We start from the raw sequence: 19,602 nt of genomic DNA on the forward strand, positions 1-19,602 counted from the left end.
CGGAACCTCGACCTCCGGAACCGCACCCGACCGCGCCGCAGCACCGCCCGACGGAGGCTGCACCGGACGCGAAGGCGCAGCAGACGGCCGACGCGGAACCTCGACCTCCGGAACCGCACCCGACCGCGCCGCAGCACCGCCCGACGGAGGCTGCACCGGACGCGAAGGCGCAGCAGACGGCCGACGCGGGACGTCCGCCTCCTGGGTCTTTCCCGGACGCGCCGCGGGAGCGGACGCCGGAGGCTGTACCGGACGCGAGGGCGGAGCTGTCGTCGGTCGCGGGGGAACGCCGGTCGGGGCGGAGCCCGTGGGAGGCCGTGGCGGATCCGCGGGGCGCGAGGGGGTTCCGGCCGTCGCGGCGCCGCCGGACTGCCGCGGCGGGGTACCGACCGCCGGCGGGCCCGTGGGACGCGGCGGGGTGCCCGACGGCGTGTCCGGGGGACGGGGCGGGGTGTCGGGGGCCGGGGGGCGGGGCGGGCGGGGTGGTGGGGCGGCGGCCTGCGGGGGTGCGGCGGGGCGGGGCGGGGCGGTCGGGACCGGGAACGTCCGCATGTGCGGGCTCCACGCGGTGCCCGACTCGCGCGCGCCGACGGGGGCGACCGGGAAGTCGCCGCGCTGTCGGACCGGCCGGCCGGTCCCGGCCGCGCCGGACCCCTCGCTCGACGGGTCGGCGGCGCTGTCCGGCCGCCTGGGCTGCGGCCCGGCGGCCGGACGCCGTGCGTCCGGGGAGGGCGCCGGCTCCGCGCCGGTGCGCGCAGGACGCGCCGCACCGGTCGGTTCCGTCCCGGCTTGCGTACGCCTGGGCGACGGTCCCGGGCCGTACGACAGCCGGAACGGCGCGCCGCGCCCGGGGGCCGGAGGCGGTACCGCCCGGTCGGCCTCCCCGGACCTCGGCGGCGCGGGCCGGTCGGCAGGCGTCGGGGGGGCGTCCGGGAAGCGGGCCGAGGCCGGTGGGGGCGGTGCGGACGCGGACGGCCGCCCCTGGGGTGGCCGGAGGTTGGGGTAGCGGGGCCGTGTGATGCGTTCGGCGGACGTCGAGCGGCCTACGGCCCTGTCCCCCGTGCCCTGTTCGCCCTGGCCCACCACACCGCCCCGACTCGTCCGGTCATCACGACTCTGCCGCCCGCCAGGCCCACCCGGCAGCTGGTCCTGCCCGGTGATCCCGGTAGCGCCAGTGGATACGTCCGGCCGCGGCGACCGGTTCACCCGGTCCGGGCGGTCGAAGAACCCGGGCCGGTCCGCCCGCCGGGAGGCGTCGGACGTGTACGGGGCATCTCCGCGGCCGGTCCCGACGGGTCCCGGCCGGGACCCGTCGGCCGTCGGCGCGGGCCCCCCGGTGGTCTCCCTCGCGGCGGGGTCGGGCGAGGGCCGTCGCGGGATCGGGGCGTGCCGCGCTTCGCCGCTCATGCGCCCCCCGTTTCCTCGTGCCCGGGCCAACTCCTCGTACGGGCCGTCGCGCCTCCCGGCGCGGAGCCGTCCGCCCCGGGCAGGCATACCCGCACGCGCGGACCGGCATCCCGGCGCGGGTCAGGCGCCGGGTTCGTTCCGCCGTACGTGCGCGTCACTCTACGGGTTGACGGCGGGCGAACGGGAACCAGTCCGCGCCCCCGCGGCATCTGCCCGGATCGTCCCCCTACCCTGCGGTAATCCTGTCTGGCAGGCTGCGTTCATGACTGCGCGCGCCGCCGACCGGGCCCGTTACGACCGGGCCACCGCCCACCTGGACGCCCCCCTAGCGATCGTGGACCTGGAGGCCTTCGACGCCAACGCGGACGACCTCGTACGCCGAGCCGGCGGCAAGCCGGTCCGGGTAGCGAGCAAGTCCGTGCGCTGCCGCCACCTGCTGGAGCGGGTGCTCGCGAAGGAGGGCTTCGCGGGGATCATGTCGTTCACGCTCGCGGAGTCGCTGTGGCTCGCGAGGTCGGGGTTCGACGACATCCTGCTGGCGTACCCGTCCGCGGACCGGGCCCGGTTCGCGGAGCTGGCCGCCGATCCGAAGCTGGCCGCCGCCGTGACCGTGATGATCGACGACCCGGCGCACCTCGACCTGATCGACGCCGCCCGCGACGGCGGCAGCGAAGTGGTCCGGGTCTGCCTGGAGTTGGACACCTCGCTGAAGCTGTTCGGGGGCCGGGTGCGGGTCGGGGCCCGGCGCTCGCCGCTGTACTCCCCCGCCCAGCTCGCCGACCTCGCCCGGACCGTGGCCCGGCGGCCGGGCTTCCGGCTCGTCGGGATCATGGGCTACGAGGGCCACATCGCGGGGGTCGGGGACGACGTCGCCGGCCGGCCGCTGCGCTCGCGCGCGGTGCGTCTGATGCAGGCCACCGCCCGCCGTGAACTGGCGGAGCGGCGCGCCGCGGTGGTGCGGGCGGTCCGGGCGGTGGCGCCGGACCTGGAGTTCGTCAACGGCGGCGGCACGGGCAGCGTGCAGACCACGGCGGCGGAGGACGCGGTCACCGAGATAGCGGCCGGGTCGGGCCTGTACGTGCCGCGCCTCTTCGACAACTACACGTCGTTCACGGGCCGTCCGGCCGCGCTGTTCGCCATGCCGGTGGTGCGGCGGCCCGGTGTCGGGGTCGTCACGGTCCTCGGCGGCGGCTATCCGGCCTCGGGCGTCGCGGGCCGGGACCGGCTTCCGGTGCCGTACCTGCCCGAGGGGCTGTCGTACGACCCGCAGGAGGGCCCCGGCGAGGTGCAGACCCCGCTGCTCGGCTCGGCGGCGGACGATCTGCTGATCGGCGACAAGGTGTGGTTCCGGCACGCCAAGGCGGGCGAACTGTGCGAGCGGTTCGACGAGTTGCAGTTGGTCGAGGGCGACCGGGTGACGGCGACCGTACCGACGTACCGGGGCGAAGGCCACACCTTCCTCTGACCGGACGCTAACCGGCCGACCGCGGTCCGACCAGGCGTATCCCGCGGGTGATGGCGTCCATGTCGGACAGCGGCGGTCCGTCCGGGCCCGCGTCGAAGACGAGTCGGACGACGGCCGGGGCGGGCACGCCGGTGGCGGACGGGAAGGCCACGGACTGGACGTAGCCGCCCGGTCCGTCGGCCGTCCGCACCCGCCAGCGCACCAGGTAGCCGTCGCGGCCGGCCACCGCCACCCGCCCGGCCTTGACGACCCGGTGGGAGCGGATGCCCCCGAAGGGCCGCCGGCCGCCGGGATCGTGGCCGTACGCCGCGTCGGCAGCCTCGGGGACGTCCCGTTCGGCGACGGTGCGCGGGGAGGCGCCTTCGGCGCCGGCCGCCGTACGGCTGATCACCTGGCCGTGGCGGCACCGGCCGGTGCGGGCCGGGCAGGCGTAGGTGCCGTCGGTGGTCATCACGACGTCGTCCTGGGCGAGGTAGGAGGAGCGGGTCCAGCCGGCCGGCACCGGCAGGCTGATGCCGTTGAGCCGGTCGACGACGAGGGCCGGGGCCGCTGCCGGACTGGGCACGGTGCGGGCCGTCGTGTCGGCCCGGCCGCTCGCCTCGTCGGTGCGGAGCACGGTCGCGCCGCAGACGATCGCCGTGGCCAGCACGGCCGCGGCGAAGGCCAGCGCGACCGCCCTGGCCCGGCCGGATCCCCCGGCCGCCGGGGGCGGCGGCGCGGGGAGGCCGGACGGGGTGCGCCGGTGCTCGGTCCAGGCCCGCCCGTCCCACCAGCACTCCAGGTGCGGGTCGTACGGGTCGGCGTACCAGCCGGGCGGTGGCGTCATGCTCACTCCCGCACTGTAGGACGGGGGCCGGGGTCGGTACACGGGCTCCTAGAGGGGCGTGACGTACGCCCCAGAGATCCCGCCGTCGACCAGGAAGTCGCTGGCGTTGACGAAGGAGGAGTCGTCGCTGGCCAGGAAGGCGACGGCGGCGGCGATCTCCTCGGCCTCGGCGAACCGGCCCAGCGGGATGTGCACCAGGCGGCGGGCGGCCCGCTCGGGGTCCTTGGCGAACAGCTCCTGGAGCAGGGGGGTGTTGACCGGTCCGGGGCAGAGCGCGTTGACGCGGATGCCCTCGCGGGCGAACTGCACGCCCAGCTCACGGGACATGGCCAGCACCCCGCCCTTGGAGGCGGTGTAGGAGATCTGCGAGGTGGCGGCGCCCATCCGGGCCACGAAGGACGCCGTGTTGATGATGGAGCCCTTGCCCTGGCGCCGCATGTAGGGGATGGCGGCCTTGCAGCACAGGTAGACGGAGGTGAGGTTGACCTCCTGGACGCGCTTCCAGGCCTCGAGTCCCGTCTCCAGGATGGAGTCGTCGTCGGGCGGCGAGATACCGGCGTTGTTGAAGGCGACGTCGACGCTGCCGTAGGTGTCGAAGGCGGTCCTGAACAGGGCTTCGACCTGGTCCGCGTCGGTGACGTCGACCTTCACGAAGATCCCGCCGACCTCCTCGGCGGCGGCCTTGCCCCGGGTCTCGTCGACGTCGCCGCAGACGACGTGGGCGCCCTCGGAGGCCAGCCGCCGCGCGGTGGCGAGGCCGATGCCGCTGCCGGCTCCGGTGATGACGGCGGTACGGCCGACGAGCCGGCGGCAGACGATGTCAGGGGTCTCAGCGGTCACTGTGCGGGGCCTTCCGTGCTGATGAAGACGTTCTTGGTTTCGGTGAAGGCGGTGAGCGCGTCCGGGCCGAGTTCGCGGCCGATCCCCGACTGCTTGAAGCCGCCGAAGGGGGTCCAGTAGCGGACGCTGGAGTGGGAGTTGACGGACAGGTTGCCGGCCCTGACGGCCTGGGAGACGCGCAGGGCGCGGCCCACGTCACGGGTCCAGATCGAGCCGGAGAGGCCGTAGTCGGTGTCGTTGGCCAGCCGGATCGCGTCGGCCTCGTCCTCGAAGGGGAGGACGACGGCGACCGGTCCGAAGACCTCCTCGACGGCCACGCGTGCCCGCGGGTCGACGTCGGTGAGGACGGTCGGCGGGAACCAGAAACCGGGGCCCTCGGGAGCCTTGCCGCGGATGCCGGGCGCGTCGGCGTCGACGTACGAACGGACGCGTTCCAGCTGGGACCTGGAGATCAGCGGTCCCATGTCGGTCGTCCCGTCGGCCGGATCGCCCACGGTCACGGACTCGATCGCGGGGGCGAGGAGCTCCAGGAAGCGGTTGTACACGGGGCGTTGGACGAGGATACGGGTGCGGGCGCAGCAGTCCTGGCCGGAGTTGTCCAGGAAGGACATGGGGGCGGCGGCCGCGGCGGCCTCGATGTCGGCGTCGGCGAAGACGAGGTTGGGGCTCTTGCCGCCGAGTTCGAGCGTCACGCGCTTCACCTGGTCGGCGCAGAGCGCCATGACGCGCCTGCCGGTCCGGGTGGAGCCGGTGAACACGATCTTGGCGACGCCGGGGTGGCGGACCAGAGCCTCGCCGGCGATGTCGCCGCGGCCGGGGAGGACCTGGAAGAGGTGCTCCGGGAGTCCTGCGGCCAGGGCGAGTTCGGCGAGGCGGAGGGCGGTGAGCGGGGTCGTCTCGGCGGGCTTGAGGATCACCGCGTTGCCGGCGGCGAGGGCGGGGGCGGTACCCCAGGCCGCGATGGGCAGGGGGAAGTTCCAGGGGGCGATGACGCCGACGACCCCGAGGGGTTCGAGGAGGGTGACGTCGAGGCCGCCGGGCACCGGGATCTGACGGCCGATCAGCCGCTCCACTCCGCCGGCCGCGTAGTCGAGCAGGTCGCGGACGTTGCCGGCCTCCCAGCGGGCGTTGCCGATGGTGTGCCCGGCCTCCCGGACCTCCAACCGGGCGAGTTCCTCCTGGTGTTCGTCGACGGTGACGGCGAACCGGCGCAGCAGCCGGGCCCGTTCGCCGGGGGCGAGGGCGGCCCAGCGTTCCTGGGCGCGCGCGGCCCGTCGTACGGCGGTGTCGACGTCCTCCGCCACGGCCCCGGGGACGGTCGCGATCACCTCTTCCGTGGCCGGGTTGAGGACGTCGAGTTCGTACGGTTGCGACAAGGGGTGCCTCACATGCGTTCGAAGGAGCGGCGCAGCTCCCAGTCGGTCACCGCGGCGTCGAAGGCCTCCAGTTCGACCCGGGCCATGTTGCGGTAGTGCGCGACGACCTCGTCGCCGAAGGCGGCCTTGGCGACGGGGCTGTTCTCCCAGAGTTCGGCGGCCTCGCGCAGGGTGGTGGGGACGTGGGCGAAGTCGGCGGTGTAGGCGTTGCCGGGGCAGGGCTCGGGCAGTTCCAGCCGCTGCTCGATGCCGTGCAGTCCGGCCGCGACCAGGCCGGCCACGGCGAGGTGCGGGTTGACGTCGCCGCCGGGCAGCCGGTTCTCGAAGCGCAGCGAGCGGCCGTGGCCGACGACGCGCAGCGCACAGGTGCGGTTGTCCTGGCCCCAGGCCACCGCGGTCGGGGCGAAGGAGCCCGGCTGGAACCGCTTGTAGCTGTTGATGTTGGGCGCGTAGAGGAGCGAGAAGTCGCGCAGGGCGGCGAGCTGTCCGGCGAGGAAGTGCCGCATCACGTCGGACATGCCGTGCCCGTCGCTGAACACGTTGCGGCCGTCCGTGTCCGTCAGCGACAGGTGGATGTGGCAGGAGTTGCCCTCCCGCTCGTTGTACTTGGCCATGAAGGTCAGGGAGACGCCCTCCTGGGCGGCGATCTCCTTGGCGCCGGTCTTGTAGACGGCGTGCTGGTCGCAGGTGACCAGGGCCTCGTCGTAGCGGAAGGCGATCTCGTGCTGCCCCGGGTTGCACTCGCCCTTGGCGGACTCGACGGTCAGCCCGGCCCCGGCCATCTCGTTGCGGATCCGGCGCAGCAGGGGCTCGATCCGCCCGGTCCCGAGCACCGAGTAGTCGATGTTGTACTGGTTGACGGGGGTCAGCCCTCGGTAGTTCGCGTCCCAGGCTGCCTCGTAGGTGTCCTTGAACACGATGAACTCCAGCTCCGTACCGACCTGTGCGGTGTAGCCGAGTTCGGCGAGGCGCTCCAGCTGGCGGCGGAGGATCTGCCGCGGCGCGGCGACGACCGGGGAGCCGTCGTTCCAGGCGAGGTCGGCGATGAGCATCGCCGTGCCCGCGTTCCAGGGCACGCGGCGGAGGGTGGCGAGGTCCGGGTGCATGGCGAAGTCGCCGTAGCCGCGGTCCCAGGAGGACATGGCGTAGCCGTCGACGGTGTTCATCTCGGTGTCGACGGCGAGGAGGTAGTTGCAGCCCTCCGTGCCGTGGCGCAGGACCTCGTCGAGGAAGAAGCGGGCGGCGAACCGCTTGCCCTGGAGGCGCCCTTGCATGTCGGGGAAGGCCAGGACGACAGTGTCGATCTCACCGCTCGCGACGAGGGTGTGCAGCTCCTCGACGCTCAGCGGAGGTGTGCGGTCTGCCACGGGAGCTCCTTCGGCTTCTTTCGCGATGGTGCTGCTGCGCTTCTGCGGCCGCGCGGCGAGCTCTAAGGTATTGAACGGAACCATTGCTTGGGAAGGGGGTACGGCCATATGTCGCTGGACGCGGACGGCGCCCTCGACGACCCGTTGACTCCGGTGCTGCGGCCGGTGCGGGCGGGCAACGGCTTCGAGGAGGCGCTGGAGCAGATCCTGCAGGTCGTCCGGCTGGGCCTGGTGCCGGGCGGCGAGCGGCTGCCCGCCGAGCGGGTGCTGGCGGAGCGGCTCGGGATCAGCCGGGTGACGCTGCGCGAGGTGCTGAAGGTGCTGCAGGACCAGGGCCTGGTGGAGTCACGGCGCGGCCGGTACGGCGGCACGTTCGTCCTGCCGCGCACGGACGCGGGCGGCGAGGACGAGCTGCGGCGCCGGATCACCGAGGTCGACATCGAGGACGTGCTGCGCTTCCGGGAGGTCCTGGAGGTGGGCGCGGCGGGCCTGTGCGCGGCGCACGGCCTGACCGGCGAGCAGGCGCTCCGCCTCCGCGAGGCCCTGGCCCGCACCCACGAGGCGCCGCTGGCGGACTACCGCCGCCTCGACACCCTGCTGCACCTGACGCTCGCCGAACTGTGCGGCTCGCCCTCCCTCACCGCCCAGTACGCGGCGGTGCGGGCCACGGTCAACGACCTCCTCGACTGCATCCCGCTCCTGGTGCGCAACCTGGAGCACTCGCAGCGCCAGCACATCGCCCTGGTGGAGGCGGTGCTGGACGGGGACGCGGACGGCGCCCGGGAGATGATGCGGGAGCACTGCGCGGGGACGGCGGCGCTGCTGCGGGGCTTCCTCGCGTAGCGGCCGACCGGCACGTCATCGAGGTGTGCGATAAAGGTGCGCAAGCACACCTTATGACTGGGGAGGGCCCATGACCGGACGGCCGCTGATCGGCGTGAGCACATATCTGGAGGCCGGGGCGCGGTGGGGAGCCTGGGAGCTGGAGGCGGCCCTGCTGCCGGCCGGTTACCCACGCCTGGTGCAGCGGGCCGGCGGCCTGGCCGCGCTGCTGCCCCCGGACGCGCCCGAGCACGCGGCGGCGACGGTGGCCCGGCTGGACGGCCTGGTGATCGCGGGCGGCCCGGACGTGGAGCCCGTCCGCTACGGCGCCGAGCGCGACCCCCGCACAGGGCCGCCCGCCCGTGCCCGGGACGCCTGGGAACTGGCCCTCGTCGACGCGGCGCTGGCCGCGGGCCTGCCCCTGCTCGGCATCTGCCGGGGCATGCAGCTCCTGAACGTCGCCCTCGGCGGCACCCTCGTCCAGCACATCGACGGCCATGCGCAGGTGCCCGGGGTCTTCGGCCGTCACGAGGTGAAGCCGGTGCCCGGCACCCGGTACGCGGAGACGGTCCCGGAGGAGACGTCCGTGCCGACCTTCCACCACCAGGCGGTGGACCGTCTGGGCGCGGGGCTGCTGGCGTCGGCGCACGCGTCCGACGGGACGATCGAGGCGGTCGAACTGCCCGCCGAGCGCGGGTGGGTCCTCGGGGTGCAGTGGCATCCCGAGATGGGCGAGGACCTGCGGGTGATGGCGTCACTGATCACCGCCGCGTCCGCACGCTGAACGGGCTCTCCTCCCCCGATCTCCCTCGTCTCACCCGCCGGACGGCCCGGGACGCGGTGCGGACCGGGTCAGGGAAAGCAGCTCGCGGGCCGGGCCGGTGGGGCGGTGGCCGGTGGGCCAGACCGCGCGGAGGTCACGGCGCAGGGCGATGCCCTCCAGGGGGACGCTGACCAGCCGCCGCATCGCCAGCTCCTCCCCCACCGCCAGCTCGCTGAGGACCGCGGGGCCCGCGCCGCCGACCGCCGACGCCTTCACGGCGGTGGTGGACGACAGCTCGATCAGCGGACGCGCCAGGCCGCCCAGTGCTGCGTCCAGGACCTGGCGGGTGCCGGAGCCGCGTTCCCGGAGGATGAGGGGGGTCACCGCCAGCTCCGCGGCCGCCAGCGGGCGCCGGCGGCGGGCCCAGGGGTGGGCGGGGGCGACCACGACGATCAGGCGGTCGTGGGCTATCACCGCGGAGTCCAGGCCGTGCGGCACCGTCAGGCCCTCCACGAAGCCCAGGTCCGCCTCGTCGGCGAGCAGCCGCTCGGCCACCGTCGCCGAGTTCCCGGCGAGCAGGGACACCGCCGTGTCGGGGCGCTGCGCGCGCAGCGCCAGCAGCCAGCCGGGCAGGAGGTACTCGGCGATCGTCATGCTCGCCGCGACCCGAAGCCGCGAGTCACGGCGGTCCCGGAGCGCCTGGGTCCCCGCGTCGAAGGCCTCCGCCGCCTCCACCACCCGCCGCGCCCAGTCGGTCACCAGGGCCCCCGCGTCGGTGAGCCGGGAGCCGCGCGGTGACCGGTCGACCAGGGCCACGCCCAGCTGCCGTTCCATCGAGCGGATCCGGCTGCTGGCCGCCGGCTGGGTGATGCCGACCTCCCGCGCCGCCGCCCCGAGGCTGCCCAGCCGCGCGACCGCGAGCAGCAGCTCCAGCGCGCCGAGGTCCGGCACCCGGTGCGCGAGCGTGCCCCCCGCCGCCCGCCCCTCCGTCTCGCTCATAAGACCAGCTTATGCCCCCATAGAAGACGACTCCCTGGCCGGCCGAGGGAAACAGCGCAAGCGTGGGATCCATGGTCATCACAGTCCGTCATCTCGGCCCCCACTGGTACGCCTCTGTCATGGGCAGCGCAGCCCTGGCCCTCGGCGGCGGCGCGCTCGGCGTCGGAGGGGGCCGCGCACTCTTCGTCGGCGTCTGGGCGCTGTCCCTGCTCCAGTTGGTGGTCCTGCTGTCCGCCCGGCTTCTGCACTGGGCCCACCACCCCGACCAGGCTCGCGCGCATCTCCACGACCCGGCCGTGGCCCCCTTCTACGGCTGTCTGGCCATGGCCCTGCTCGCCGTCGGCGGCGGCGCGCTCACTCTCGGGCGGGACTGGGTCGGGGAACCGGCCGCCGTCGCGCTCGGCTCGGTGCTGTTCGCCGCCGGTACCGCCGTGGGTCTCGCGGCGGCCGTCGCCGTGCCGTACCTGATGGCCGTGCGGCATCGGGCCGAGCCGGGCCAGGCAACTCCGGTGTGGCTGCTGCCGCTGGTCGCGCCCATGGTGTCCGCCGCGCTCGGGCCGCGGCTCGCCCCGCATCTGCCGCCGGGGCAGCCACGCGAAACCCTGCTCTACGCCTGCTTCGCGCTCTTCGGGCTGAGTCTGCTCAGCACGCTGCTGATGCTGGCCCTCGTCTTCGGCCGGCTGGTCACGGGCGGCCCGCTGCCGCTCGCCCTGACCCCCACGCTCTTCCTGGTGCTGGGCCCACTCGGGCAGTCCACGACGGCGGTGGGCGCCTTCGCGGACCTTGCCACCGGGGTCGTACCGGCGTCGTACGCGACCGGCTTCCGCCTCCTCGCGGTGCTGTACGGCGTCCCGGTCATGGGGTTCGCACTGCTGTGGCTGGCGTCGGCGGCGCTGCATGTGGTGCGGGCCTGGCGGCAGGGCATGCGGTTCGCCATGACGTGGTGGGCGTTCACCTTCCCTGTGGGGACGTGTGTCACGGGCGCCGCCGCTCTGGGGCGGCACACGGGGCTCGCGGCTTACCACTGGCTGGCGGTGGGCCTGTACGCCCTCCTTGTCGGCGGGTGGGTGGCGGCCGCCACCGGCACCGTGCGCGGGCTGCTCAGCGGTGAGCTGCTCGCAGAGCCTCGGCCAGCGCCCGCGGCGCCTCGGCCAGCGAGGGTCCGTACCACGTCAGGTGCCGTCCGCTGACCAGCGCGCAGGGCAGTCCGGGGAACGCCTCGGGGCCGTCGGCGGCGGAGAAGCGGTAGGGCTCGTCCGGGAGGACGACCAGGTCGGGGGCCGCGTCGCGCAGTTCCCCCAGCGGGACGCGGGGGTAGCGCTCCGGGTGGCCCGCGAAGAGGTTGCGCACGCCGAGCCGGGCCAGCACGTCGCCCGCGAACGTGTCGCGGCCCAGGACCATCCACGGCCGCCGCCAGATCGGTACGACCGCCGTCGTGGCGGGGCCGGCGGGCGGCGGGGCGGACCAGGCCTGTTCGGCCTCGTCCAGCCAGCGGGGGCGGCCGCTCGCACCGCACGCGGTCAGCACCCTCGCCAGTTCGCGGAAGGCCTGCGGCACGTCCCGCACCTCGGTGACCAGGACCTCGACACCCGCGGTGCGCAGGGCGTCCAGGTCGGGGGCGCGGTTCTCCTCCTCGTTGGCGATCACCAGGTCGGGGGTGAGGGCGAGGATCCGGTCGAGGGCGGGGTTCTTGGTCCCGCCGATGCGGCGGATGTCGAGGCCGGCGGTGTGGGTGCACCAGTCCGTGGCGCCGACGAGGGCTTCGGGGAGCGTCTCTGCGATCGCCTCGGTGAGGGAGGGGACGAGCGAGACCACGCGCCGTGGGTCGCTGCGGGTGCGCGGAGGCTTGCCGCGCAGTTCCCCGCGCCCCGTGGGCGCTTCCGTGCGGGGCGTCGGAGAGGGGACGGAATCGGGCCGGGGCATGTCAGCGTTGGCGGTCCTGGACCGCCTCGATGTGTTCCGCCACCGCCACCACGATCACCCGGGTGTCCGGGACCGTCGCGCGCCAGCGGTGGCGGACCCCGCCGGTGAGGTAGAGGGTGTCGCCACGGCCGAGGCGGTAGGCGCGGCCTTCGGCCTCTATCTCCACGGCGCCGTCCGCGACGTACATCAACTCGTCGTTGCGGTGCTGGAATTCGCGGCCGGCCTCGTGGTCCCCGGTGAACTCCGAGGCGTGCAGCTGGTGGTGACCGCGGACCAGGGAGCGCACCTGGGGTGCGAGGTCCGGCCCGGTGGCGTCCTCGGCCCGTACGACGTCGACGCTGCACGCCGGATCGGCTGCGGCGAGGAGTTCGACGGCCGTGGTGCGCAGGGCGTCGGCGAGCTTCTCCAGAGAGGTGCGGCTGGGGCGCGCCCTGTCGTTCTCCACCTGGCTCAGGAAGGGCACCGAGAGGCCGCTGCGCTCGGCCACGACGGCGAGGGTGAGCTCCAGCGCACGGCGGCGCCGCCGGACTGCCGCGCCCACTCGCACGGGCTGCTTGTCTTTGTGGTCGCCCATCGCTCCGGCTCCCTCCTTCGCTCGTCGTTCCGTCTCTCGGGCGCCCCGCTCCGGCCGGGCCCCTCCTGATGGGTTCTCTGCACCCTACGCATGTTCGGCAAACCGTTTCAGGCGGCCGTCACATCCCTGTCACGTCCGGCGGCCCCGACCCTCACAGTTCGCGCCAGTGCGCCGGCCGGGCGTACTCGCCGCGCACCGAGTCCTCCTCCGGGACGAACCCGCTGACCGGGAGGGCCGAAGGGCCGTCGGGCCCGCCACCGGCCGGGCCGGATGCGGGCGCCGCCCCCGGTCAGGACGAGACGGTGTCCCACGACGTCAATGCGTGGGCGGACGCCGATGTTCCCGGCGGCGCCGTCGGCGCGGAGTGCCGGACGAACGCGCGGGCGGCCGTGGGGGGCCGGTACGGCGGAAAGGCTTGGGCAGTGCTGTAGCGCTATGTGGTTGGCCGGATCCTTTTCGTCAGGCGAGGGGCCCGCCGCCCCGCCACAGCACCCGGTCGCTGTCGGTGGCGTACGGCATGATGCGGGGCGTGACCGCGCGACTGATGCTTCTCGACACCGCCTCGCTGTACTTCCGCGCCTACTTCGGCGTCCCGGACTCCGTGAAGGCTCCGGACGGCACGCCGGTGAACGCCGTGCGGGGACTGCTGGACTTCATCGACCGGCTGGTCAAGGACCACCGTCCGGACCAGCTGGTGGCCTGCATGGACGCCGACTGGCGGCCACGGTGGCGAGTCGAGCTCATCCCGTCCTACAAGGCCCACCGGGTCGCCGAGGAACACGCGGGCGGACCGGACGAGGAGGAGGTACCGGACACCCTCTCCCCGCAGGTGCCGGTCATCGAGGAGGTGCTGGACGCGCTCGGCATCGCGCGGGTCGGTGTCCCCGGGTACGAGGCCGACGACGTGATCGGCACCTTCACCGCCCGCGCCGCCGGTCCGGTGGACATCGTCACCGGCGACCGCGACCTCTACCAGCTGGTGGACGACGCCCGCGGGGTGCGGGTGCTCTACCCGCTGAAGGGTGTCGGCACGCTGCAGACGACCGACGAGGCGTGGCTGCGGGAGAAGTACGGGGTGGACGGTCGCGGGTACGCGGATCTGGCGCTGCTGCGCGGCGACCCGAGCGACGGTCTGCCGGGGGTGCCGGGCATCGGCGAGAAGACGGCCGCGAAGCTCCTCGCCGAGTTCGGCGACCTGGCCGGGATCATGGCCGCGGTCGACGACCCCAAGGCGAAGCTCACGCCGTCGCAGCGCAAGCGGCTGGACGAGGCCCGGCCCTATGTCGCCGTGGCGCCACGGGTGGTGCGGGTGGCCGGTGACGTACCGCTGCCGGACGTCGACACCGCACTGCCGAAGGCCCCCCGCGACCCGGCGGGGCTGGCCGCGCTGGGCACCCGCTGGGGTCTGGGCGGCTCGCTGAGCCGCCTGCTGGTGACGCTGCAGGCCTGACCGCCGAAGGAATGCTTCCGGTAAAACACACTCCTCGAGTGTTCATGGAAGAGGTGTCAACCGGGCGGGAGATGCTAACTTAGGCATACCTAACCAATGGATCTGGGAGGCCGGTCATGGCAGAGCGCCCGGGACGTAAGCCGCGTAAGCCCTTTTCCGCTCAGGTGGTGCGCACCGAACGGTTGAGCCCCCACATGCAGCGAGTGGTTCTCGGCGGTGACGGACTGGCCGGCTTCGCCGCGGACACCTGCACCGATCATTACGTGAAACTCCTGTTCGGACCGGAGGGCGTCACCTATCCGGAACCCTTCGACGTGGAGCGGATCCGCGCCGAGTTCCCCCGCGAGCAGTGGCCGGTGACCCGTACCTACACCGTGCGCTCCTGGAACGCCGAACACCGGGAGCTGACCCTGGACTTCGTGGTGCACGGTGACGAGGGCCTGGCCGGGCCGTGGGCCTGCCGGGTCCAGCCCGGCGAGACCGTGCGTTTCATGGGTCCGGGCGGTGCCTACGCCCCGGACCCGGGCGCCGACTGGCACCTGCTCGCCGGTGACGAGAGCGCGCTGCCCGCGATCGCCCGCGCCCTGGAGGCGCTGCCCGAGGGATCGAAGGCGTTCGCTTTCCTCGAGGTCTCCGGCCCCGAGGAGGAGCAGAAGATCGACTCCGATGTCGAGGTCGTCTGGCTGCACCGGGGCTCCCGGCCGGTCGGTGAGGCCCTGGTCGCGGCGGTACGGGCGCTGGAGTTCCCGGAGGGCCGGGTGCATGCCTTCGTGCACGGTGAGGCGAGCTTCGTGAAGGAGCTGCGGGCGCTGCTGCGCGTGGAGCGCGGGATCCCGCGCGAGGACCTGTCGATCTCCGGTTACTGGCGGCTCGGCCACAACGAGGACGGGTGGCAGGCCTCCAAGCGCGAGTGGAACGCCCGGATCGAGGCGGAGCAGGAGAACGGCGCGGCCGCGGCCTGAGACCTCCGGTCCGGCGGCACCCGCCCGCGGGTGCCGCCGGACCCTGAGCCGGCCGGGCTACACCGACCGCTGGTACGACCTGAAGGTTCTGATCGACAGCCACACGGCCGCGACCGCCAGCGCCAGCAGCGCGCCGCCGCGGCCGAGCACCGCGCCCCAGTCGGGGTCCGCCGACATCGCGGAACGGCCCGCCACCATCGCCCAGTTGAGCGGGTTGAAGTCGGCGATGTGCCGCATCCAGCCGGGCATCTGGGACGGCGCCATGAAGGCGCTGGACAGGAAGGTCAGCGGGAGCAGCAGGAAGGTGTTGATCCCGATGATCGACTCGCGCTCCCTGACCAGCATGCCGAGCGCGTTGGAGAGCGCGCCGAAGACCGTGCCGAGCAGGACGGCGGCCACCACCAGGACGGCCGTGCCGCCGATCCCGCCCGGGTAGTCGGCGCCGCCCAGCAGGCCGAGCAGCACGATGATCAGCGACTGGCCCGCGGTGACCAGGCCGTTGTTCACCACGTTGCCGTTCATCAGCGCGGCCCGGCTGACCGGGGTGGTCAGGAAGCGGTTGAGGGTGCCGCGCTGGATCTCCTCCAAGGTTCCCATGCCGGCCCACATGTTGGAGCTGAGGGCGCTCATCACCACCACGCCCGGCACCAGGTAGTCGAGGTAGGAGGTGGTGCCGAAGCCGCCCAGCTCGACGACCTTCCTGAAGAGGTTGCCGAACAGGAACAGCCAGATCACCGGCTGGATCAGGGTGATGACCGCGTAGGCGGGCTGACGGGCGAACACCAGCAGCTGGCGCTGGGTCATGTACCAGGTCTGGGAGACGGCGTTGCTCATCGGGCACCTCCGGCCAGGGCGAGGGTGCCGGTGCCGTCGGCGGCGTCGGCCTCGGCGTAACGGCGGCCCGCGTAGCGCAGGTAGACGTCGTCGAGGGAGGGCCGGGCGACGGTCGCCGCCACCACGCTCACCCCGGCCCGTTCGAGGGCGGCGAGCAGCGCGGGCATCGCGGCGGCCCCGTCGTCGGCGCGGGCGCTGATCCGGCGCCCGTCGAACAGCACCTCGTGCACGCCCGGCAGCCCGCTCATCGCGCCCGTGAGCAGGGTGCGGCCGGCCTCCCCGGGCGCCTCGCGGAGCTCCACGTGGACGGCGTCGCCGCGCAGTTCGCCCTTGAGGGAGTCGGGGGTGCCCTCGACCACGACCCGGCCGCGGTCGACGATCGCGATCCGCTCGGCGAGCCGGTCGGCCTCCTCCAGGTAGTGCGTGGTGAGCAGGATGGTCAGGCCCTCCTCGCCGGCCAGCCGGCCGATCTCGTCCCACATCGCGGTGCGGGCCTCCGGGTCCAGGCCGGTGGTGGGCTCGTCCAGGAAGAGCACCTCGGGGCGGTGGACCAGTCCGAGGGCCACGTCGAGCCGGCGCCGCATCCCGCCGGAGTACCCCTTGACCTGACGGCCGGCGGCCTCGGTGAGGGTGAAGCGGTCGAGGAGCTCGTCGACCCGGCGGTCGAGACCGGCACCACGCAGGCCGTAGAGCCTGCCCTGGAGCCGGAGGTTCTCCCGGCCGGTGGCGACGGGGTCGGCGCCGGAGTTCTGGGCGACCACGCCGATCGCACGGCGCACCCGGTCGGGATGGCGCAGCACGTCGTGGCCGGCCACGGTGGCGGTGCCGGAGTCCGGGCGGGCCAGGGTGGTGAGGATCTTGACGGTGGTGGACTTGCCGGCGCCGTTGGGCCCGAGGAGGCCGAAGACGGTGCCGGGTTCGACGGTGACGTCCATGCCGTTGAGCGCGGTGACGTCGCCCGGATAGGTCTTGATCAGCTGGCGCGCCTGCACTGCGGGCGCACGGGTGTTCATGACAGGGCTCTCCTGTGTGAGCGGATGACAGATGACACGGGATGACAGCTGATCCGCTTGAGGAGCACCGGGCTATCCTGGGTGTGCCGCACCTCGATCGCCCGGATCTGCCTCAACGGCGGGTTCAGCTCGGGGTTCGAGACCCTGGCGGAGCTGCTGCAACAGCTCTGCCGGGGTCTGTTTCTCGTTCGACGGTTCCCACTCCTGGTCCACCTCCGTGAACTCCTGGGGCACTTCGCCGTTCTCGTGGAACCGACGCCAGCCCTCGACGCCGGGCAGCGAGCCGTCCTGCATCTCCCGCACGAAGCCACGGACCCATGAGGTCTGCGCCTCCAGCATGTGCAGGTGGTACTCGACCTCGACGACGAACAGCCGGGGCAGCGTCTCGTGCAGTTTCTCCAGCACGGCCCTGCCGCCGGCGACCTCGACCTCCAGGGTGCTGAGCCGCTCCCGCAGCAGGCGCTCGACCTCGTCCGGCGGCAGGGCGCCCATCAGCGAGAGCGCCGTCTCGAAGATCGGGTACTCCTTCGCCGGGACGGCCATCAGGTCGGACAGCCAGTGGACCATCTCCTCGCGCCCGGCGTCGGTGATGCCGTAGACGGTGCGCTCCGGGCGGTTGCCCTGCCGCTCCACGTCGGCCACCTCGACGAAGCCGTGCTTCTCCAGGTTCTGCATGACCGTGTAGAGCGAGCCGTAGTTGATCCGGGTGCTGGTGTCCTTGCCCTGCCGGCGCATGGTCTGGGCGATCTCGTAGGGATGCATCGGCTTCTGCCAGAGGGTCGTCAGCACGACGAGCGCCAGGGGATTGCCGAGCTTGCGACGCTTCGCCGCCACACCGACCACCTCGCCTCCGAATATCCGCGACCGAACATATCGCGAGTCACCACAACCGTCAATACACACGATGTATCGCGTCTGGGCCGGGTCCGCAAGGGCGTGAGGACTTGGGCCCGCTCCGGACACGCCGACGTGACGCGTCCGAAACAGCGCGTCCCTAATTTCTGTCGCCCGACAGGAAATCCGCGATTCCCGTCCTCGACAGGAAGTCCGCCTGACAGGCAGGTGCCGCCGTGACGACACTCGACGACCGCTCCGTGGAACCCGACGACCGCTCCCTGGAGGAGTTCGGCTATCGCCAGGAGCTGCACCGCAGCCTCGGCCGGTACGCCTCGTTCGCCGCCGGGTTCTCCTTCATCTCCGTCCTGACGACCGTCTTCCAGTTCTTCGCCTTCGGGTACGCCTTCGGCGGCCCGGTCTTCTTCTGGGCCTGGCCGGCCGTGCTGGTCGGCCAGTTGCTGGTGGCCGCGTGCTTCGCCGAACTGGCCGGGCGCTACCCGATCTCCGGCGCCATCTACCAGTGGTCCTCCCGCCTGTCGAACCCGTCCTTCGGCTGGTTCGCCGGCTGGATCATGGTCATCGGGCAGGTCGTGGTGGTCGCGGCGGCCGCCCTCGCGCTGCAGATGGTGCTGCCCGCCCTCTGGTCCGGCTTCCAGCTGATCGGCACGGACGCCTCGCCGACGTCTGCCGACGGTGCCGCCAACGCCGCTGTGCTGGGCGTCGTGCTGCTGGTCCTGACCACGCTCGTCAACGTCATGGACAACCGGGTGATGTCCGCGATCAACCGGGTCGGGGTGACCGCCGAGATCATCGGCGCGGCACTGATCATCGTGCTGCTGCTCACCCACTCCAAGCGCTCCCCCGGCATCACGTTCCACACGGGGACGGCGGCCGAGGGCGGTCTGCTGGGCGCGCTCCTGGTCGGCTCGTTCACGGCCGCGTACGTGATGATCGGCTTCGACAGCGCGGGCGAGATGAGCGAGGAGACGCACCACCCGCGGCGTACGGCGCCGCGCACGATCCTCACGGCGCTGACCGCCGCGGGCCTGCTCGGCGGCCTGGTCATCCTGGGCGGGCTGCTGGCCGCGCCCAGCCTGACCGACGGGCACCTCGGGGTCGACGGGCTCAGCTACGTGCTCACCAGCAGCCTCGGGGACGGGGTGGGCCGGGTCCTGCTGGCCGACGTGGTGGTGGCGATCGCGGTGGCCACGCTGGCGATCCAGACGGCCGCGTCCCGGATGCTGTTCTCCATGGCACGGGACGGACAGCTGCCGTTCGCCGACCGGCTGGCGAAGGTGAACCCGCGGACCGGGATGCCGGTTGCGCCGGCCGTGGTGGTGGGGGTGCTGGCCGCCGTACTGCTGCTGCTCAACTTCGCCTCACCGGACGCGTTCCTGGCGATCGGGACCACGTGCATCGTGATGCTGTACCTCGCCTACGCGATGGTGACCGGGCCGCTGCTGGTGCGACGGCTGCGGGGCGGGTTCCGGGTCGAGGGGACGGACGAGACCGGGGCGCCGTTGTTCTCCCTGGGACGGTGGGGCGTGCCGGTGAACGCGGTCGCGCTGCTGTACGGGCTGGTGATGACCGTGAACCTGGCGTGGCCTCGGGGGGCGGTGTACGACCCCAGCGGGGGTCACTGGTACTTCCGGTGGTTCACCGTGTTGTTCCTGGTCGGGACTGTGGTGGTGGGCGCTGTCTGGAGGCTCACCCGGGCGGAGTCCCGACGTGCGGTTGCTGTGCCGGAGGCTGTGGCGTAGTCGGTCGGGTGCGGGTGGGGGCTGGTCGCGCCCACGCGGCGAAGCCGCATGCCGGCGCAGCCCCGCGCCCCTGACGAGGCGCGTCCCCGTACCCTTGGCTGCAAATGAGACGCAAGACCGCCGTACCGCCCTCCCCTCTCCCCCAGCGCCAGGGAGTGGACCCCGTCCGGGTCCGGTTGCCCTTCTCCGCGGAGTGGGACACCGTCGGCGCGTACCTGGTCGCGCGACTTTCCGGTGCCGGCCCCGGGGTCGTCGAGGAGATGCTGGACGCAGGGCTCGTGGTGGGGGCCCACGGACACCCCCGCGCCGCCCACCCCCCCCACACCCCCCGCCCCAAACGCTGGTTACACCCCCCCAAGCCCCCCCAGGTACCCGAGCCCATCC

General features: G+C 73.4%; 17 protein-coding genes and 1 pseudogene. 8 read left to right on the forward strand and 10 right to left on the reverse strand.

Going from position 1 to position 19,602, the window contains the following annotated elements; all coding sequences use genetic code 11:
- Nucleotides 1–1,669 precede the first annotated feature (1,669 nt).
- A complete protein-coding gene (locus tag AB0M11_RS10770; RefSeq protein ID WP_365703637.1) occupies nucleotides 1,670–2,872 on the forward strand; it encodes an amino acid deaminase/aldolase in 1,203 nt (400 codons plus the stop codon).
- Between the two features lie 7 nt (nucleotides 2,873–2,879).
- Here AB0M11_RS10770 and AB0M11_RS10775 read toward each other — a convergent pair whose 3' ends face one another.
- Genes AB0M11_RS10775 through AB0M11_RS10790 form a run of 4 tightly spaced genes read right to left on the reverse strand, consistent with a single transcriptional unit; the run spans nucleotide 2,880 to nucleotide 7,281 of the window.
- Nucleotides 2,880–3,698 carry a DUF2510 domain-containing protein gene (locus AB0M11_RS10775; protein WP_365703769.1) on the reverse strand — a complete coding sequence of 273 codons (819 nt, stop codon included), beginning with the start codon at nucleotides 3,696–3,698 and terminating at the stop codon, nucleotides 2,880–2,882.
- Between the two features lie 48 nt (nucleotides 3,699–3,746).
- The gene (locus AB0M11_RS10780) at nucleotides 3,747–4,538 is read right to left on the reverse strand and encodes a 3-oxoacyl-ACP reductase (RefSeq protein WP_365703639.1); all 792 of its coding nucleotides are present in this window, start codon (nucleotides 4,536–4,538) and stop codon (nucleotides 3,747–3,749) included.
- Nucleotides 4,535–5,914, reverse strand: a complete 1,380-nt coding sequence (locus AB0M11_RS10785; RefSeq protein WP_365703641.1) for an aldehyde dehydrogenase family protein — start codon at nucleotides 5,912–5,914, stop codon at nucleotides 4,535–4,537. The genes AB0M11_RS10780 and AB0M11_RS10785 overlap by 4 nt, the downstream gene beginning before the upstream one ends.
- A gap of 8 nt (nucleotides 5,915–5,922) precedes the next feature.
- Nucleotides 5,923–7,281 carry a glutamine synthetase family protein gene (locus AB0M11_RS10790; RefSeq protein ID WP_365703643.1) on the reverse strand — a complete coding sequence of 453 codons (1,359 nt, stop codon included), beginning with the start codon at nucleotides 7,279–7,281 and terminating at the stop codon, nucleotides 5,923–5,925.
- Between the two features lie 108 nt (nucleotides 7,282–7,389).
- Here AB0M11_RS10790 and AB0M11_RS10795 point away from each other — a divergent pair, with 108 nt between their 5' ends.
- Nucleotides 7,390–8,124: an FCD domain-containing protein gene (locus tag AB0M11_RS10795; RefSeq protein WP_365703645.1), complete on the forward strand. Its 735-nt coding sequence runs from the start codon at nucleotides 7,390–7,392 to the stop codon at nucleotides 8,122–8,124.
- A 70-nt stretch (nucleotides 8,125–8,194) separates the two neighbouring features.
- The gene (locus AB0M11_RS10800) at nucleotides 8,195–8,887 is read left to right on the forward strand and encodes a gamma-glutamyl-gamma-aminobutyrate hydrolase family protein (protein ID WP_365703647.1); all 693 of its coding nucleotides are present in this window, start codon (nucleotides 8,195–8,197) and stop codon (nucleotides 8,885–8,887) included.
- 30 nt (nucleotides 8,888–8,917) lie between these two features.
- Here the strand turns inward: AB0M11_RS10800 and AB0M11_RS10805 are convergent, their stop codons facing one another.
- Nucleotides 8,918–9,865, reverse strand: coding sequence for a LysR family transcriptional regulator (locus tag AB0M11_RS10805; RefSeq protein ID WP_365703649.1), 948 nt, complete (start codon nucleotides 9,863–9,865; stop codon nucleotides 8,918–8,920).
- 71 nt (nucleotides 9,866–9,936) lie between these two features.
- On the opposite strand from AB0M11_RS10805, the gene AB0M11_RS10810 reads away from it, so the two are divergent.
- Complete coding sequence (locus AB0M11_RS10810) at nucleotides 9,937–11,055, forward strand: TDT family transporter (RefSeq protein WP_365703651.1); 1,119 nt, start codon at nucleotides 9,937–9,939, stop codon at nucleotides 11,053–11,055.
- On the opposite strand, the gene AB0M11_RS10815 is transcribed toward AB0M11_RS10810, so the two are convergent.
- A complete protein-coding gene (locus AB0M11_RS10815; protein WP_365703653.1) occupies nucleotides 10,967–11,680 on the reverse strand; it encodes a helical backbone metal receptor in 714 nt (237 codons plus the stop codon). The two genes, AB0M11_RS10810 and AB0M11_RS10815, sit on opposite strands and share 89 nt — an antisense overlap.
- A 109-nt stretch (nucleotides 11,681–11,789) precedes the next feature.
- Nucleotides 11,790–12,362 (reverse strand): XRE family transcriptional regulator, encoded by a 573-nt coding sequence (locus AB0M11_RS10820; RefSeq protein WP_365703655.1) that lies wholly within the window; start codon nucleotides 12,360–12,362, stop codon nucleotides 11,790–11,792.
- A gap of 520 nt (nucleotides 12,363–12,882) precedes the next feature.
- On the opposite strand from AB0M11_RS10820, the gene AB0M11_RS10825 reads away from it, so the two are divergent.
- Nucleotides 12,883–13,812 (forward strand): 5'-3' exonuclease, encoded by a 930-nt coding sequence (locus AB0M11_RS10825; protein ID WP_365703771.1) that lies wholly within the window; start codon nucleotides 12,883–12,885, stop codon nucleotides 13,810–13,812.
- Nucleotides 13,813–13,928: 116 nt separating this feature from the next.
- A complete protein-coding gene (locus AB0M11_RS10830; RefSeq protein WP_365703659.1) occupies nucleotides 13,929–14,774 on the forward strand; it encodes a siderophore-interacting protein in 846 nt (281 codons plus the stop codon).
- Nucleotides 14,775–14,831: 57 nt separating this feature from the next.
- Here AB0M11_RS10830 and AB0M11_RS10835 read toward each other — a convergent pair whose 3' ends face one another.
- From AB0M11_RS10835 to AB0M11_RS10845, 3 genes are all read right to left on the reverse strand, one after another.
- On the reverse strand, nucleotides 14,832–15,608 hold the full coding sequence (locus tag AB0M11_RS10835; protein ID WP_365703661.1) for an ABC transporter permease: 777 nt from the start codon (nucleotides 15,606–15,608) through the stop codon (nucleotides 14,832–14,834).
- Complete coding sequence (locus AB0M11_RS10840; RefSeq protein ID WP_365703663.1) at nucleotides 15,605–16,621, reverse strand: ATP-binding cassette domain-containing protein; 1,017 nt, start codon at nucleotides 16,619–16,621, stop codon at nucleotides 15,605–15,607. The genes AB0M11_RS10835 and AB0M11_RS10840 overlap by 4 nt, the downstream gene beginning before the upstream one ends.
- A 72-nt stretch (nucleotides 16,622–16,693) precedes the next feature.
- Nucleotides 16,694–17,455: a PadR family transcriptional regulator gene (locus AB0M11_RS10845; protein ID WP_365703665.1), complete on the reverse strand. Its 762-nt coding sequence runs from the start codon at nucleotides 17,453–17,455 to the stop codon at nucleotides 16,694–16,696.
- 236 nt (nucleotides 17,456–17,691) lie between these two features.
- Here AB0M11_RS10845 and AB0M11_RS10850 point away from each other — a divergent pair, with 236 nt between their 5' ends.
- Nucleotides 17,692–19,218 (forward strand): amino acid permease, encoded by a 1,527-nt coding sequence (locus AB0M11_RS10850; RefSeq protein WP_365703667.1) that lies wholly within the window; start codon nucleotides 17,692–17,694, stop codon nucleotides 19,216–19,218.
- Between the two features lie 104 nt (nucleotides 19,219–19,322).
- Nucleotides 19,323–19,602: pseudogene (locus tag AB0M11_RS10855) on the forward strand (pseudouridylate synthase); the annotation flags it as partial.

This window comes from Streptomyces sp. NPDC051987 (assembly GCF_040680735.1).
Classification (GTDB): Bacteria; Actinomycetota; Actinomycetes; order Streptomycetales; family Streptomycetaceae; genus Streptomyces.